This is a genomic window from Daejeonella sp. AP26, from assembly GCF_056680515.1.
Map to the genome: position 1 here is coordinate 342,364 of NZ_CM155286.1, position 18,008 is coordinate 360,371.

Below are 18,008 nucleotides of genomic sequence, written 5' to 3' on the forward strand. Positions count from 1 at the left end.
TTTAGATAACAAGAACTTGCAGTATTGATAAAAACTAGTTGAGGTGACACCTCTGCACTTGTATCATTTCTGCTTTAGTTAAGATTATTCGAAAGTCCCTTGAAATGAGATTATCTGTTGAAAGGAAGAAGGAAAAAGTTTATCCTGATTTCAAACGAGTAATAGCACGTTTCATCTTTAATCATACTGAGCGTTCGAAGGAACTTATTCAAAGAGTAATGAGTTTGCCGGAGCATGAGGTATTTCCAATCGTGTCGCCCCTGTTACAGGAATATTCTAAAAGGCACCGTAATATTACTAAAATTCTTTACCGCCATTGTAAAAAGTTAAAGCACTTAATCGATGAGCTTGGTTTTGATTATGAAAAAATCTCGGAAAATCGAAAATTGCTTATGGGATCTTATTTTACGCATGAGTATTCTGTTGAGTCTGCCGCTTTCTTCAATCCTTCTATAGTCGAGGATCCTGACCAGTCGGAATTGGAGGAAGGACATAAGCGAATGATTATAAGCTTCAGAGCTGTAGGCGAAGGTCATATTTCATCTATCGCTTTTCGCCGGGCGGTGGTAGACAAGTTAGGTGATATTCAGGTTCAACCGGCAGGAAACTATATTGATGAGGCAGAGGTTATTCTTAAAGCGTCCTATAACAAAAAACTGTTTTTTGAGAAGGCTGCTGAGACTAAAATTGATATCCACGTTCTGGAAGAGGTTGGAGAAAAACTCGGCGATACTTTTGACTATGTAAATCTACGAAAAGTTATAACGGATTCGAAAAATCTACGTGAAGATGATATGCGCCGGATTGAGTACGAGAAAGTATTGTGGCTTTCTGATTCTTACCATGATATCTGCTTCTCTAAAGATACGGATATTTCAGACCGGGTAATTTTTCCGATCTCGGAGTTTGAGCGTAAAGGAATTGAAGATGCCCGTTTTGTTAAATTCATAGATGAGGATGATTCCGTGATCTATTATGCTACTTATACTGCATATGACGGGTCTTTAATTATGCCGAAGTTAATGCAGACCAGGGACTTTTATGACTTTAACGTGAGTCCCCTCTTCGGTGTAGGTGCGCAAAATAAAAACCTGGCTCTTTTTCCGCGAAAAATTAACGGCAAATATGCGATGATATCCAGGATTGATGGATGTAATAACTACATCATGTATTCGGATAAGATCACCGTTTGGCAGCATCCTATAAAATTGCAGGAGCCCAAGTACCCATGGGAATTTATGCAAATTGGAAACTGCGGCTCACCCATTGAAACGGAACATGGATGGTTGATCATCACCCACGGTGTTGGTCCAATGAGACGTTATTGTTTAGGTGCAAGTTTATACGACCTGCAAGACCCTACTGTTGAGATCGGGCGTTTAGAGGAACCACTCCTGATCCCGAATAAGGAAGAACGGGAAGGATATGTGCCAAACGTACTCTACTCCTGTGGCTCCGTAATTCATAATAACAAGTTGATCATTCCTTACGGACTTTCTGATTACTGCTCGTCATTTGCGACAGTGGATATTGATGAATTGCTCCATCGCTTAAGATGGAATCATATCGGGACGCAATCTTAATGACAAGTAATTTGCTTATAACATTTAATGTACCCTTGAACCATTTGCTCACAAGAAAATTTACTTTCAGACCAGGTTCTGCAATTTGTACGTTTCAGACTTGCCACTAGCTTAACAGCTTCGACAGCCTCTTCAACTGAGTCGACCAGAAAGCCTGTTTCTCCAATCTTAATCAATTCTGGCATACTGCCTCTATTGAAGGCGATCACCGGAGTGCCACACATCATTGCCTCAGCGACACTCATACCAAACGGTTCATTAAAACTAATCGGGTGCAGCAAAGCGTATGCGTTACCAAGTAATTGATTTCTTCTTTCAGGCCCGGACCGTCCTACAAATACGATATCGTTACTAAGATGAGGCTTTACTTTTTCGGTAAAATAAGCTTGATCCTGGATGATTCCGGATATAGTAAGGCGTCGGTTACTTCTCCGTGCTATTTCGATTGCTTCAGCGGCGCCTTTATCTGGATGTATTCGGCCAAAGAATAGCAGGAAATTATCAGGTCGGTCATTAAATGTGAAGTCTGCCACGTTGATACCATTATAGACCGTTGCCAGGTAACTGAGTTCTTTGTGACGGTCGGCCTGGCTGATAGATACGTAGTGCGAACTGCTATTGTATTTTTTGTAAACGGGAATAATTTTAGATGATGAAAAACCGTGTATGGTAGTTATTATAGGAGTTTGAATCAACCGCGAGTAAGTCAGGGGAAGAAAATCGTAATGGTTATGGATCAGGTCGAAATGATCTGCCTTTTCCATCAGGTTGCTTATATGCAGACATTCTACCACCTTAGCATCCAGGCTTTCATCTTCTTCGTATCCCTGTGGAATAATAGCATTTAGCTTACCAGATGTAACAGAGTTGCCGGTCGCAAAAAGGGTAACGTCAAGACCTGAACGAATCAAGCCCTCAGTAAGATTATAAGCGATCTGCTCCCAGGGGCCATAATGTTCAGGGGGTGTTCTCCATGCAACAGGTGAAAGGACTGCTACTTTCATAAAAGGGACTGCATGTCTGTGGTTTTTGGAGTTACTTCGTATACTTTCCTAATGTCAGCGAAGCGGTATCTGATGCTATAACTTCTTTATATTCGTATTCGAGTTCAAGCGCTTTAAGTACGGTGAGATGAGATATCAAATAAGCAAGTGTACTTTCTGCACCCTGATTTCGATTAATTCCGTTTGCCTGCAATCCATCGCAGCACCCATGAGTTTCATGGTCATAGAGCGGAATCCGAAGCGTATTTTCTCCGAGAAACCACTTAAAGCTTAAGTACATGTTACTGATAAAGTCAAGTCTCCTGGTGCGTTGGTAAGCTTCAAAATACATCAAAACCATGCCCATTACTTCAATTGCCTGTTGATCAAATATTGCCATGGTTCCATCTTTAAAGAAAAAGCCATCGGTTCCAACCGGATTAAGGTATCCATGTCTCATGGTTTGCGCTTCAAGAAATTCCAGAGACTCGAGAGCAATATCCTTAACTCCATCGTCTTTAATGATCTCTGATGAATGCAATAGTGAAAGCGGGAGAATAGCATTATCATACGTTAGTTTTTCTTCAAACCACCTCCAATGTGTTGACTGATGTTTCCTGTAAGCGTTTGCTAGCATATTAGTGAGATCAATCAATTGAACGGTCAACTCTTCATTGAGGGGATGAACCCTCAAATAATTGACGATCCCAATAATGGTATTCGCAATTCCTCGCAAATGTCTAAGGTTTTTAAAGTGCGATACAGATTTGAAAAATAGCTCTTCCGCAAATTCTCTATAGGAACTGTTTGGAGCACAATTGATTAGAAAGCCAAGCGACCATATAGTTCGTCCAAAAGAATCCTCTGAGCCCACATCGTCAAGATATTTCCTGTCAAAACTTAAGAAGTTTCTAAAATTCCCTGTTTGATCCTGCATATATTGGATATAGCTGAGGTAAACAGGCAGAAGTTCCAGAGCAGTTTTGCTTTTATTCTGCTGGTATGACATTAAAGTCATGATCAGGGCCCTGGCATTGTCATCCAGGCAATACCCTTCCTTTAAATTGGGGATTCCATATTTAGCATGTTGCACTATTCCCGTATCATCGGTAAGGCGTTTAACATGTGCAAGATTAAAGGCCGGGATGATTTCGGAATCGATGATCTCTTTCGGCTTTCTATGAAAATCAACCGGACTCTTCAGCGCCTGAGTCAGTATTTTAATATACTCCCTGCCAATCACCGGCCATCTTACATGAAGTCCATATTCATAAGCATTTTGTTTAATAGTATTTAATTTATCAGGATGATCCAGCAAGTCGAGAATCTGCAATGCTAATCCTTCTGAATCTCTGAAATCAAAGAGTCGACCTCTGTCATCCGCCAGAAGCTCAACAGCATGCCAGTAAGGAGTTGATATTACCGCAGCGCCTGCCCCGACTGCATAGGATAAAGTTCCACTGGTAATCTGCGCTTCGTTCAGGTATGGGGTAATGTAGATATCTGATGCAGTAAGGTAATTGAACAAATCTTCATCAGAAACAAATTTATTGATGAACTCCAGGTTTTTATCAACCTGCAATCTGCTGGCCAGCGATTTTAATCTTTCCCGATATTCTTCACCCGAACTCTTTTTCACGCCGGGATGGGTAGTACCCAGAACAACATATATAGTCTCAGGATGTCTGCAAGTCACTTGAGGAAGCGCCTTAATCACAGTCTCAATTCCTTTATTAGTACTAAGCAACCCAAACGTTAGCAAAACTTTTTTATCGCGGAATGGATACGAATTCTTAACCGGGTTAAATACTTTTGGCTCCATATCAGGAACACCATGCTCAATTATTTTGATCTTTTCCTCTGCCACTCCGTAGCTTTCTGTTAGAAACTCGATGGCTCTGCGGTTCATTACGACGATACTGGATGACTGGTTTGCAATTTCGCGAATGATTATGTGTTGTAAATAAGAAGGGGATCTCAGTACGGTGTGGAGAATTGTGATCAGAGGCTTTTGGAGATGGTTGAGCAGTGAGAGCACATAAACACCGTTCTGACCTCCAAATATTCCAAACTCATGTTGCAGGATGCAGACATCGGTATCACTTGAATTGATATAATTTGCGGCATTAATATAGTCTTCCTGATGCTCTTGCCGTATTGATAGATCCACCTCCGGGTACTTGTATCCATTGGCATCATCCGAATCAAGAATTTCAACCACATACCCTTCCTGAAGACCAATATCAAAGTGGCCGCTAATTGCTTTAAATAAATTATAATTAAAGGTAGCGATGCCACATCTTCTCGGCCTGCTAGTAGAAATATAAGCTATTTTCATCTGAATTCGGTTTAATAGAGATGAAGGTTCGCTTGCCTGAATTCGAAGGTCACGGTTGCAAATTGCGGGTCTTTAGGCTAAACAAGATTTTCAGAGCTGTAGATAGTATCTTAACTGTGGTTTATGAAACCCATCTCTATAGATTAAATAATGGTTCCCATCTTTGACATCTACATCGACTAAGAGGTATCGTGGTTGACCAACTGGATTGGCAGAAATACCAGATGCGGCCGCTAATCAAATGCCGAGTTTGCAGATGAAAACAAAATTGTATATAAATATAGTATTTTAGAACCATGCAACCCAACCTGAATAATTACAAAGAACTACAGGATTTCGGCAATCTTGAACTTCTGGCGCGGCAGGTGGTCGAAGGGTTCATCACCGGTTTGCACAAAAGCCCTTTTCACGGTTTCTCAGTGGAGTTTGCGGAGCACCGCGTTTATAATAATGGTGATTCTATTAAAAATATAGATTGGAAATTATATGGACGAACTGATAAGCTCTTTGTCAAGCGCTTTGAAGAAGAGACCAATCTGCGATGTCAGATCGTAATGGATGTTTCTTCGTCCATGTATTTTCCGGAAAAGGATTTTAATAAGATGCTGTTCTCGGTATATGCTGCGGCAGCATTAATATATCTTTTTAAAAAGCAGCGTGACGCTTTTGGACTAAGCTACTTCTCGGATTACGTAGAATTTTCTACACAGGCGAAATCAACAACGATACACCAAAAATACTTGTTTAGCGAGTTGGAAAGACTGGCGATGCAGCCTGCACGAGGGAAACAGACTGCGGTAGCATCTGCGCTGCATGATATTGCGGAACAGATCCATAAGCGCTCCCTGGTTATTATCTTCAGCGATATGCTTGAGGGAGGTAACTCAGATCAGCAGCTTAATGAGATCTTTTCTGCTCTTCAGCACCTTAAACATAATAAACATGAAGTGGTGATCTTTAATGTGTTGGACCACAAAAAGGAGCTGGAATTTGATTTTGCTAACAGGCCATATCATTTCATCGATATGGAAAGTGGAGAGGAGTTAAAATTACACCCGGCAAATGTTAAAGAAACCTATCTCCAGGCAATACAGAGCTATCATAAAGAGTTAAAGCTGCGCTGCGCACAATATCATATAGACCTGGTTGACGCAGATATACATGCAGGATTTTACCAGGTCCTGCATGCTTACCTGATTAAAAGAGGGAAGATGGTTTAAGATTTAATTTGTAATACTAAAGTACTCTGGACTTAATAGTCATGAAAAGATAAAAAGTTGCCCATTAATCTTTTCATGACCAAATCAAAGTTACTTTGTCCTGAACTGCGCCGACTGCAGCACTATACTATGGGGATCATCAGCTTTTAAAGCTTTGCTTACAAAATAAAGTGTATGAAGCTTCCCATCGATCACCGGTTGTAACTTAATGCTGATCGTCGTTCCGCCAAAGCCATTGACAGGTTTGGCAAGTGAGGCTGCAGCTAACGTCGCAGAGCCGACTTTTTTACCCGTACGGCTGTCAAGCCGAACTTCAAATGAATAATCCGATAGGGGAACTTTCTGCCACATGGCTGCCAGATCTATCGCTTGAATACCGGTAAGGTCAATCCTGTTTAACGCAAATGTTCCGCTCGCTTTAGGAACCATCAGAAAGTCCGTGTTATTGAAATTAACCTTTGTATATTCCTCCAAATCACGGGCTGCGCTAAGATTCACCTTGCTGTTTCGTAAAGAGACTGTTGATGAACCGGTCAGTGGTTTAATGCCAGCCCCGCCCTTATCCGTATAACTTGATGAGATAAGCAAAATTCCGTTTTCGGTTAACGTCTTATTGAGCGTCGGCTGAATGGAGCCTTGCACAGGTAGCGATTTTTTCAACTGGTCGCCTCCCGCCAATGTCTGTATCCATGCAACAATCTTGCGGGCATCTTCCTCTTTTAAATCAGGATGAGCAGCCATTGCCGTTTCACCCCAAACTCCGGATCCGCCTTTCTTAATTTTGTTGACTAGATAGGGCACCGCATTTTTGTCGTTTTTGTAGCGCTCAGACACCTGTAAATAGGAGGGCCCAATTGACTTCTGGGTTTCTTTATGACAGGCTTTGCAATCCAGGGAGAGTATCAGGCTTCTTCCTACCATTGCCTGCGAAATAACCTGATGGCCCTGCGAAGCTTCGGCTTTATCACTTCCTTCAACGTAATCCGCAGAAACAATGATCCCTGACTTATCATTGCTGGCAGAGGGATCATCTTTATCTGTCACACTGACACTATATTCTACCGGTGTATTGGCGAAATAGAAAACCTGGTTGCCATTGATTTTGATATTCACTAACGGTTGTTCATTGCCTGCATACAGAGAAACTGGTTGACTTACCATACTTGCACCATCTTCATCCCGAACTTCAACCGTTATATCGTAATCTCCTTTCTTGTTATAGGTATATTCCAGGCGGGGTTCGACTGTTTCTTTTTTAACACCATCGCCCAAATGCCACACATAACTTAGCTTATCATTCTCAGGATCGGTGGCTTCAACATTAGCGACAATCTTCATCGGCAAGGCACCTGATATCTTATCTGTCTTCAACTCAGTTATTTTTGGTGACCGGTTGCCTCCATTGAAGTCTATCCTTGATAAGCCGGCATCTGGATTCTTACTAAACCAACCGCTTCCATACTCTAGTAAATACAGTTTACCGTCCGGACCAACCTCCATATCAATCAGCCCGTTTAATTTCGTGTGCTCCATGAAAGGCTCCATCTTGTCGAAATCACCATTGGGTTGCATGGTTACCGCTTTGATCCAGCCCCGCATCCAGTCATAAATAAAAAGCTTGTTGTTATAGTAGTCCGGAAGTCTGGTTTCTTTATCAAACATATCGGTATAATAAACCGGGCCTGTCATTGCATTCCGTCCACCAGTACCGACCTGCGGAAAATCGGAGGAGGCCCCATATGGATACCAGATGAAAGCAGGTTGTGCAGGGGGCAGATTCTTTATACCGGTGTTATTTCTGGAATTATTGATCGGCTTAGAGGCGTCAAAGGTGGGACCTGATTTCCCCGTAGTATAATCATAATCGTGATAAGCGTAATTGTTCCCGACAAAAAAGGGCCAGCCGAAGAACCCGGCTTTCCGTGCCTGGTTCACCTCGTCGTATCCCCGTGGACCGCGAAGTTCGAGGCTGTCTGCATTCGCATCAGGCCCAACTTCTCCCCAATAGAGAAAATTGTTTTTCTGATCAATAGAAATACGGTAAGGATTTCGGTTTCCCTGCACATAAACCTCAGGTCTGCTTCCCTGTGCAGACTTGGGATATAGATTGCCATCGGGGATCTCATAACTACCATCTTCCTTAACGCGAATTCTCAGTATTTTTCCACGAAGGTCGTTCGCGTTGCCTGAAGTGCGCCGGGCATCATATTGTTCAAATCCAGGAGTCGTATTCAGGGGAGAATATCCGCTATTTACATAACGCTGTCCGGGTGCATTGAAAGGCGTAGAATTATCCCCTGTAGATAAATAAAGCAGTCCGTCTTTATCAAAAGCGATAGAGCCGCCGGTATGGCAGCAAATCTCCCGTTGAGAAAAAAACTGCAATACCACTTTCTCTGACTTCAGATCAAGCTGATCATTTTCATATTTAAATCTTGATAAGCGGTTAACCGATGTATCTGCAGGACTGTAAAAGATGTAGATGTAATGATTTTTAGCAAAGTTCGGGTCTGCTTTTATCCCTAAAATTCCTTCCTCGGCGTTCACATCAGGCGTGCTGGTTTTAAAGTAAACATTCAGAAATCCCGCTTTCTTTAAAATAGAATCACCTTTTTTGTAAAGCATGATTTCACCCCGGCGCTGTGCCACCAAAATATCCAGATTTGGGAGGACGGTCATTTCTGTCGGCTCAAAAAGCTGTCCGTTCACCAGGGCAGTTTTAGTGAAACGGTTTTCTTCGGGCACGCTTAACGTTTTTGCGTTGTCATAATCCAATTTGTCGTTGTCACCAATAGCATATTTTATACCTCCTAAAACATGTTTTAAAAACGCGTCGTCTGCATAGGATTCGCTTGTATGCCCTAATGCAGTATAAAAAGCTCGTCCGCCATCAAACTCATGGTACCACGCCATGGGATGTTCGCCCATCTTATGGCCGCCCTGATAGCTCTTCTCATCAAGCGTCATCAAGACCTTAACATCTTTATTAAGCTTTTTGTAACTGTAAAATTCATCTGTCTTCTTCCATTGCTTGGATAGATGACTGGTCGAAATATGACCGTTGTCAAGCACATTCAGGATGCCTGGCTGCACATTTGGAAATGTGTCATTTATGCCAGGATGGTCTAAAAAGTACCCCCCCGCCAGGCGTCCATACCAACCCCATTCATATTCCGTATCAGCCGCTGCATGAATGCCCGCGTAACCTCCCCCCGCCTGAATGTAACGCTCAAATTCCGCTTCCTGGTAATTATTTAAAACATCGCCGGTAGTACTCAGAAAGACCACTGCCGAATATTTTTCCAGACTATCCTGATTGAAATAGGAAGGATTAGTGGTAGTGTCAACATCGAAATTATTTTCCGCACCCAATTTTGTCAGGGCGGCCATACCATCGCTGATCGACTCATGGTGATAGCCAGCCGTTTTGCTGAACACCAGGATTCTGGCTTTGCCCGATCGACGTGTACATGAAGAAAAGATAAATAGAATAAGGAAGAAGGCAAGGATGGAGTTTGGGAAGGCTCTTGGGTAAGTCATTTAATTTAAGGCTGGTTTGGTTCGGGTGTGGTTGTGTATTGCAGACACAATATAGCACGTAATATCAACAACCTTAAGAAAATGGAAAATTATTTTTTGCCTGGCGGATTCCTTGTCGGCGGCTTGTTTACGGCGCGCGGATAGTCTATCTTTAATTTCTGTATTAAGCGGCATATGAAAAAAACTTTGCTAAAACTGACTATTTTCTTCCTTTTTACGCCGCTATTGCTGGCTGCTCAGACAGGTAAGGTCTTTGATAACCTTTCGCTTACCTCCAAAATCTTGAAGAGTGACAGGAAGTTTGCTGTTTATTTGCCGCCTGATTACGAAACTTCCAGCCGGAATTACCCAGTGCTTTATCTGTTACATGGCTCAGGAGATGATCAAACCGGTTGGATTCAGTTCGGCGAAGTGTTGAGTATTACGGACAAAGCGATCCGCGAGGGAAAAGCAACCCCAATGATCATCGTTATGCCGGATGCCGACACTGGTCGAAGGGGGTATTTTAATGACATCAGGGGGGACTGGAATTATGAAGATTTTTTCTTCCAGGAGCTGATGCCCTATATCGAAAAGAAATTCCAGGTAAAAAAGGATAAACGTTATCGTGCCGTGGCCGGTCTTTCTATGGGTGGCGGAGGATCGCTGATGTACGCTCTTCACCGGCCGGATCTGTTTTCGTCGGCCTGCCCGCTGAGTGCCTATGTTGGTCCCTTAAATCTGGGGGAGGCAAAAACACGGATGAAGAATAACGAGTTAAATCTTGCTGATTCGACAATTGAAAATTATTACCGCAAGCACAACGCCATCTCGCTTGTCCAGGCCCTTCCTGAAAAACAGAAAAAAGACATCAGGTGGTATATAGATTGCGGGGACGATGACTTTTTGTACGAAGGAAACAGCCTGCTTCACATTGCCATGCGTAAGAATGAAGTCCCTCACGAATTCCGCATCCGGGAAGGCGGCCATACCTGGACCTACTGGCGAACCGCACTCCCAGATGTTCTCGAGTTTGTTTCTCAGGGCTTTCATCAGTATTAAAAAGCAGTTTGCGTTTGTAAATCCACGGCTGTTAGTTTTAAATCAATAATTCTTATTCTAAACCCAACACCAGCTATTCTGTTATACTTCAACCTGCAGACCTGTACATATACAAAAACTGTTAATGTACTCCTGCACGTTTCAAGACCATTCGTGAAGATATTTTTAACGATAAAATAATCCCTATGGATAAGACACAAATAGTTCAACAGGCTTATGAAGCTTTTCATGTACTGGAAGATGACGGTACTTTTCCTAACAATAAAAATTACCCCCTGATGATCTATAAAGGAGCACTACTGCTTCAGCCGGGAGATGATGAGTCGGCCATCAAAAAAGTTTTTGAACAAAACGGATGGTCTAATGCCTGGGTCGATGGGGTATACAACTACCATCACTATCATAGCGTTACCCACGAAGTGCTTGGTGTATACTGCGGAGTTGCTGACCTAAAGCTTGGGGGACCTCATGGAGTTTGCGTAGAGTTGACCAGGGGAGATGTGATTATCATTCCGGCAGGTGTTGCCCACAAGTGTGAGAAAAGCTCTGAAGATTTTTCAGTAGTTGGTGCGTACCCCGATGGCAGAGACTACGATATGAACTATGGGAAAGATGGTGAGCGCCCAAAAGCCGATGATAATATACTGCACGTGCCTGCTCCCGATAAAGACCCTGTTTACGGTACAGATGGCCCTTTGAAACATAACTGGAAGCTCAGGGCCTAATTCAATCTGGAGCAAAATTCAGTAATAATAGAGGTAAGCAAGAAACCACTGCTGGAGATCCCGCAGTGGTTTTTAAAAATTCTAATTATAAGGAAGGCTAACGTGTAGATCGACTGCTTACCTGGCAGTATTACGACTTCCAAATCTTCTTTTACCTTCTTTGGTTCCTGACCCGCCCTGACTGCTGCGATGAGAGGCAGGTTTCTTAGCTGCGGCTTTCTTCTGCTTTGGCTGAGCCAAACGGAACTCGGCTCCTTTCATATGGTATGGCTGATCATCGATGACGGGGATAATTTGTCCGGTCAGTTTTTGAATATCCTTTAAGAAGTCCATTTCCTCATCATCACAAAACGAAAAAGCTTTGCCGCTGGCACCAGCACGACCGGTACGACCTATACGGTGAACATAGGTTTCGGGGACGTTTGGTAGCTCGTAGTTAATCACATGAGCCAAAGCGTCAATATCAATACCGCGGGCGGCAATGTCTGTGGCAATTAACGCTTTAGTTTTACCTGCTTTAAAATTGTTCAAAGCATTCTGACGGGCATTTTGTGACTTATTGCCATGGATGGCTTCAGCTTTAATACCTGCATTTACCAGATCTTTTACAATTTTATCGGCACCATGCTTGGTACGTGCAAAAACTAATGCCGTTTTAATCGACCGGTCATTCAAAATATGGATTAACAGTTTTTTCTTATCAGACTTTTCTACAAAATATATTCCCTGTTCAATGGTTTCAGCAGTTGAAGAAACTGGGGTAACTTCTACCTTCTGAGGATGATTTAAGATACTCTGAGATAACAGCTGGATCTCCGGTGGCATAGTAGCTGAAAAGAACAGTGTCTGGCGCTTTTGAGGGATCTTAGCGATCACTTTTCGCACATCATGAATAAAACCCATGTCAAGCATCCGGTCAGCTTCATCCAGAACAAATATCTTGATGTGGTGCAAAGAAACCAACTTCTGGTTCATCAGATCGAGTAAGCGGCCTGGTGTAGCGATCAAAATATCAACTCCGTGTTTCAACTTAAGAGCCTGTGGCCCCTGTGCAACGCCCCCAAAAATGACTGTATGCTTTAAGCTCAGATTTCTGCCGTAAGCTTTGAAACTTTCACCGATCTGGATAGCCAGTTCACGGGTAGGAGTTAAAATAAGGGTCTTGATTGTACGCGGATCTTTACCATAATAAGGATCAGCCTGCAGTATCTGAAGAATAGGTATTGCAAAAGCCGCAGTTTTTCCTGTTCCTGTTTGAGCGCAGCCCAGCAGGTCCTGACGGTCTAATATAATGGGGATGGCTTGTTCCTGAATAGGTGTTGGACTAGTATAACCTTCTGTAATCAGTGCTGATAAGATAGGTTTGATAATGTTTAATTTTTCGAATGACATTCTTTGCTTTTAATATTCCGGTTTCTATAAGCCGGTTTTGTTGGATGCAAAGGTAAGCCTTTAAAATTAAATCACTGTTTGTATAAATTGGAGTAAAATTATCATCTAAGTGATTAGATTTGATAACCTGCGAGACAAGAAAAAAGAAGTTGAGTTGATTTACCGATCTACAGGTAGCATTATAGGTAAGAAGCTGGTTGCAAAAATAGCCAAAACCCCCAGAGGGTTTTGGCTAGCACAATTGGTGATTACTCGGTCATGATCATCTTAAAGTTCTCTACATTTTTAGGCGTCGACAAACGTAGGAAATACATACCCGCTGAAAGATTCGAGCCATCGAACTGGAGTTCCATAGTTTGGTTTGCGAATGCTTTACCTTCATACAAACGCTTTAGCCTTGATCCTTTCAGGTCATATACATCCAGAATAATGTTCTGTTCATCGGTAGGCGTTGTGAAGGTGACGACAGCCTGTTTCCCAAATGGATTTGGATAGGCACTGAGTGTGATCTTTTCAACAGCCGGATACAATGCTTTTAATCCCTCATCGATCGCAGTCGGATTAATTTCCTGAGTTCGGGCCATTGCCGGAGGTGAGTTAATCACGCTAAAACTGATCTGTAAAAAATTGCCGGCTGTTCCACCAGTGGCTGTGGTATAAGGAGTTGCTTTTAAAGTATAATTTCCTACAGGGGTCGACCATATATTATAATTTCCGGCATTGTCCCCAAACAGAGAATAAGGCGCCCCTGTTTCTGTGACATTACGAACAACGGTTCCCGACAAAGCAAAAACCACCCGACCAACAGTTGCCGGACTGGTATTTGCCCGGATGTTTAGCTGGGTGCCGATGGTAGCTAAATTTAAGGTTTCGCCATTTACAATTGTCCGAATTGGTTGATCTGTTACCGCATTGATTAGTGTAAAGCTTGTTACCTGCTGTCCGATAGGGGCGGAATTAACGATCACGGTAACCTGATCGGGGCTGCTGGAGGCTAGCTGTTGATCTCTGGCAATTAACTGGAATACATAAGTTCCAGCTGAAAGGCCACTTACAGTTGGAGTTGCCGAAGTACTGTTGCTGAAAATCGCCGTGTTTGGTCCGCTTACCTGTGTCCATGCAAAGGTCACGTTGGTTCCGTTTTCCGGGTCAGAACCCGAGCCAGTTAGTTGTACGCTGCTGGTGGGCAATGTTATTGATTTATCCGTTCCTGCATTTGCAGTAGGAACCTGGTTAGTGCTCTCGTTAATCACGCTAAAACTGATCTGTAAAAAATTGCCTGCTGTTCCACCGGTGGCTGTGGTATAAGGAGTTGCTTTTAAAGTATAATTTCCTACAGGGGTCGACCATATATTATAATTTCCGGCATTGTCCCCAAACAGAGAATAAGGCGCCCCTGTTTCTGTGACATTACGAACAACGGTTCCCGACAAAGCAAAAACCACCCGACCAACAGTTGCCGGACTGGTATTTGCCCGGATGTTTAGCTGGGTGCCGATGGTAGCTAAATTTAAGGTTTCGCCATTTACAATTGTCCGAATTGGTTGATCTGTTACCGCATTGATTAGTGTAAAGCTTGTTACCTGCTGTCCGATAGGGGCGGGATTAACGATCACGGTAACCTGATCGGGGCTGCTGGAGGCTAGCTGTTGATCTCTGGCAATTAACTGGAATACATAAGTTCCAGCTGAAAGGCCACTTACAGTTGGAGTTGCCGAAGTACTGTTGCTGAAAATCGCCGTGTTTGGTCCGCTTACCTGTGTCCATGCAAAGGTCACGTTGGTTCCGTTTTCCGGGTCAGAACCCGAGCCAGTTAGTTGTACGCTGCTGGTGGGCAATGTTATTGATTTATCCGTTCCTGCATTTGCAGTAGGAACCTGGTTAGTGCTCTCGTTAATCACGCTAAAACTGATCTGTAAAAAATTGCCGGCTGTTCCACCGGTGGCTGTGGTATAAGGAGTTGCTTTTAAAGTATAATTTCCCACAGGCATCAACCAGTTATTATAATTTCCGGAATTATCTCCGAACAGAGAATAAGGCGCCCCTATTTCTGTGACATTACGAACAACGGTTCCCGACAAAGCAAAAACCACCCTACCAACAACTGCAGGACTAGTGTTGGCTCTAATATTAAACTGGGTTCCGCCTAAAGTCGCTAAATTTAGAGTCTCGCCATTAGCAATGGTTCTAATAGGCTGGTCGGTGGAAGCATTGATCAGCGTAAAACTGGTCACCTGTTGCCCCGGAGGAGCAGGATTAACTGTAATAACTGTCGTTTTGGTGGCTGCATTATAATTTACCGATGACGTAGCAGTCACACTTAAGGTATGTGTACCGGCTGTAAGCACCGTTCCGCTTGCAGGATTATAGGTCAACGCCCCCGGAGCCGAACCATTTGTTACACCTGTAACCGATGCATTCAATTGCGTAGCGCTTAGGGGTGTTCCGGTGGTAATGTCAGCAGGGTTTGCCCAAACGATAACCTGCTCGGCTTTGGCCACAGTGAAGGTTTGCGAAACCGGAGCTGCCGGATCAAAAGTATCGTTGCCTGTCTGGGAAGCTGTAACGGTTACTTCCCCGGCACCGGTAATCGTGATGGTATTCGCATTGATGGCTGCAGGACCTTCAACAGAAAAGCTAACCGGCAGATTCGAACTTGCGGTTGCAGACACCGTGAAAGGTTCATCACCATAGGTTTTGTTGCTCAAAGCAGCAAACGTGATCGTCTGGCTGTCCGATGTTACCACGATGCTTACCGTTTTAGTCGCCTCGTTATAGTTGTCGGTGGCAGCAGCTGTTACACTCAACGTATGTGTACCGGCAGGCAGGACTGTTCCTGCTACCGGACTGTAGGTGAGCGCACCCGGTGCTTCTGCGTTAAGTTGGGTAGCTGATAAAGGAGTTCCGGCGATGATGCCATTAGGGTTGGTCCAAACGATAACTTGCTCGGCTTTGGCCACAGTGAAGGTTCGTGAAACCGGAGCTGCCGGATCAAAAGTATCGTTACCTGCCTGGGAAGCTGTAACGGTTACTTCCCCGGCACCGGTAATCGTGATGGTATTCGCATTGATGGCTGCAGGACCTTCAACAGAAAAGCTAACCGGCAGATTCGAACTTGCGGTTGCAGACACCGTGAAAGGTTCATCACCATAGGTTTTGTTGCTCAGAGCAGCAAACGTGATCGTCTGGCTGTCCGATGTTACCACGATGCTTACCGTTTTAGTCGCCTCGTTATAGTTGTCGGTGGCAGCAGCTGTTACACTCAACGTATGTGTACCGGCAGGCAGGACTGTTCCTGCTACCGGACTGTAGGTGAGCGCACCCGGTGCTTCTGCGTTAAGTTGGGTAGCTGATAAAGGAGTTCCGGCGATGATGCCATTAGGGTTGGTCCAAACGATAACCTGCTCGGCTTTGGCCACAGTGAAGGTTTGCGAAACCGGAGCTGCCGGATCAAAAGTATCGTTACCTGCCTGGGAAGCTGTAACGGTTACTTCCCCGGCACCGGTAATCGTGATGGTATTTTGATTGATGGTCGCAGGACCGTCAACAGAAAAGCTAACCGGCAGATTAGAACTTGCGGTGGCAGACACCGTGAAAGGTTCATCACCATAGGTTTTGTTGCTCAAAGCAGCAAACGTGATCGTCTGGCTGTCCGATGTTACCACGATGCTTACCGTTTTAGTCGCCTCGTTATAGTTGTCGGTGGCAGCAGCTGTTACACTCAACGTATGTGTACCGGCAGGCAGGACTGTTCCTGCTACCGGACTGTAGGTGAGCGCACCCGGTGCTTGCGCATTGAGTTGGGTAGCTGATAAAGGAGTTCCGGCAATGATGCCATTAGGGTTGGTCCAAACGATAACCTGCTCGGCTTTGGCCACGGTGAAGCTTTGTGAAACCGGAGCTGCCGGATCAAAAGTATCGTTACCTGCCTGGGAAGCTGTTACGGTTACCTGCCCGGCACCGGTAATCGTGATGGTATTTTGATTGATGGTCGCAGGACCGTCTGTAATCACCAGCGTTACCGGCAAGCCTGACGAAGAGGTGGCAGAAACAGCAAATGGTTCATCACCAAATGTTTTGCTGCTCAGCGGATCAAAAGTTATGTTCTGAGTTGCTTTCACAACAGCTACTGTCGTAAATGACCAACTATAATCTGTTAGCAAGGAATTGCCTGCGGCATCACTGATGTGCGGAACTCCGGAACCGCCTTTAACGGTTACAGTATAAACGCTAGAATTAGCAAGAGCTTCGGATGGTGTTAATGTAGCGGTAAAGTCTTCCGGGTTATAACTGATTTCTGTTGCTACGGACTCATTTGCGGCATTCCTCATTTCTAAAGTTCCATCACTTATACTAGCCGGATCAATTGCCTCAGAAAATTTAACTGAAATTGATGCAGTTGTTGAAACATCTATAGCTGCATCAACCGGTGTGGTTGACAATACCGATGGCGCGGTTTCATCCGTCAACGCCGTTCTAAACACAACATCGACCCATACATTTCCTGAATTAAAGGCTGCTGCCGTAGGAAAGGTAGTAGAAGCCGATAGTGCATACACTCCATTAGGACCGTCGACGCCAGCAGCCAGGGCTTCCAGGTAAGGAGTGACAGTGGCACTATTGAAATAATTCGCATCAAATGAGTAATGTCCGGCAGTTGTATGATAGGATGCGACGTATGTAGTTCCGGCAGTGACGGCTACGGGAGCACTGAAAAGTACCTGTTGCCAGCCCGAGTTGGTTTCATCAGTAAAAGTAGCTCTGGCAAGATTGTCTCCGTTCAATGACCACAAGTTCCCAGTATGCAAACCAGTGTTTGTTTCGCTCTTGTAATAACGAATTCCAATGATATAGCCATCTATCAAAGGTCGGAATTTAACACCCAGCTCAATAGCTGAAGCATCCGGATCAGTAATGATTGCAGGTACCGTCGAGGCACTCCAGATTGTAAACGGACCATTGTCGGGTGTGCTTTGAGCCTGCAACCCTTTAGTACTTAAAATAAGCAATACGGCAAGAAATATCAGTTTTCTAATCATGATGTATTGATTTGCGAGCGTTGCACTCAGATTGTGGAGGAAATTTCTCTGTTGAATTAGCCGTCAAAAAGAAGGTAATCATACAGGGCATAGTCATGAAAATCTTGTGAGAATTAACCATCAGCGAAATTTTAAGCCTGACCAATT

At 43.9% G+C, this 18,008-nt stretch carries 9 protein-coding genes; 4 read left to right on the forward strand and 5 right to left on the reverse strand.

Annotated features, from left to right (window positions below):
- Positions 1 to 104: 104 nt before the first annotated feature.
- The gene (locus AC1MCB_RS01380) at positions 105 to 1,583 is read left to right on the forward strand and encodes a glycoside hydrolase family 130 protein (protein WP_479966952.1); all 1,479 of its coding nucleotides are present in this window, start codon (positions 105 to 107) and stop codon (positions 1,581 to 1,583) included.
- Here the strand turns inward: AC1MCB_RS01380 and AC1MCB_RS01385 are convergent.
- Together AC1MCB_RS01385 and AC1MCB_RS01390 are read right to left on the reverse strand one after the other, a co-directional pair.
- Positions 1,580 to 2,587 (reverse strand): glycosyltransferase family 4 protein, encoded by a 1,008-nt coding sequence (locus AC1MCB_RS01385; RefSeq protein WP_479966953.1) that lies wholly within the window; start codon positions 2,585 to 2,587, stop codon positions 1,580 to 1,582. The genes AC1MCB_RS01380 and AC1MCB_RS01385 overlap by 4 nt on opposite strands.
- Positions 2,588 to 2,618: 31 nt before the next feature.
- Positions 2,619 to 4,904, reverse strand: a complete 2,286-nt coding sequence (locus tag AC1MCB_RS01390; RefSeq protein ID WP_479966954.1) for a glycosyltransferase family 4 protein — start codon at positions 4,902 to 4,904, stop codon at positions 2,619 to 2,621.
- Between the two features lie 296 nt (positions 4,905 to 5,200).
- On the opposite strand from AC1MCB_RS01390, the gene AC1MCB_RS01395 reads away from it, so the two are divergent.
- Positions 5,201 to 6,124, forward strand: a complete 924-nt coding sequence (locus AC1MCB_RS01395; protein ID WP_479966955.1) for a DUF58 domain-containing protein — start codon at positions 5,201 to 5,203, stop codon at positions 6,122 to 6,124.
- A 90-nt stretch (positions 6,125 to 6,214) separates the two neighbouring features.
- Here AC1MCB_RS01395 and AC1MCB_RS01400 read toward each other — a convergent pair whose 3' ends face one another.
- Positions 6,215 to 9,664 carry a ThuA domain-containing protein gene (locus AC1MCB_RS01400; RefSeq protein WP_479966956.1) on the reverse strand — a complete coding sequence of 1,150 codons (3,450 nt, stop codon included), beginning with the start codon at positions 9,662 to 9,664 and terminating at the stop codon, positions 6,215 to 6,217.
- 174 nt (positions 9,665 to 9,838) lie between these two features.
- On the opposite strand from AC1MCB_RS01400, the gene AC1MCB_RS01405 reads away from it, so the two are divergent.
- Together AC1MCB_RS01405 and AC1MCB_RS01410 are read left to right on the forward strand one after the other, a co-directional pair.
- Positions 9,839 to 10,705: an alpha/beta hydrolase gene (locus AC1MCB_RS01405; protein ID WP_479966957.1), complete on the forward strand. Its 867-nt coding sequence runs from the start codon at positions 9,839 to 9,841 to the stop codon at positions 10,703 to 10,705.
- 185 nt (positions 10,706 to 10,890) lie between these two features.
- Positions 10,891 to 11,430, forward strand: a complete 540-nt coding sequence (locus tag AC1MCB_RS01410) for a hypothetical protein (RefSeq protein WP_479966958.1) — start codon at positions 10,891 to 10,893, stop codon at positions 11,428 to 11,430.
- A gap of 117 nt (positions 11,431 to 11,547) precedes the next feature.
- Here AC1MCB_RS01410 and AC1MCB_RS01415 read toward each other — a convergent pair whose 3' ends face one another.
- A complete protein-coding gene (locus AC1MCB_RS01415) occupies positions 11,548 to 12,822 on the reverse strand; it encodes a DEAD/DEAH box helicase (protein WP_479966959.1) in 1,275 nt (424 codons plus the stop codon).
- Between the two features lie 248 nt (positions 12,823 to 13,070).
- Entirely contained in the window at positions 13,071 to 17,861 is a 4,791-nt protein-coding gene (locus AC1MCB_RS01420; protein ID WP_479966960.1) for a DUF4082 domain-containing protein, read from the reverse strand.
- Positions 17,862 to 18,008: the final 147 nt, after the last annotated feature.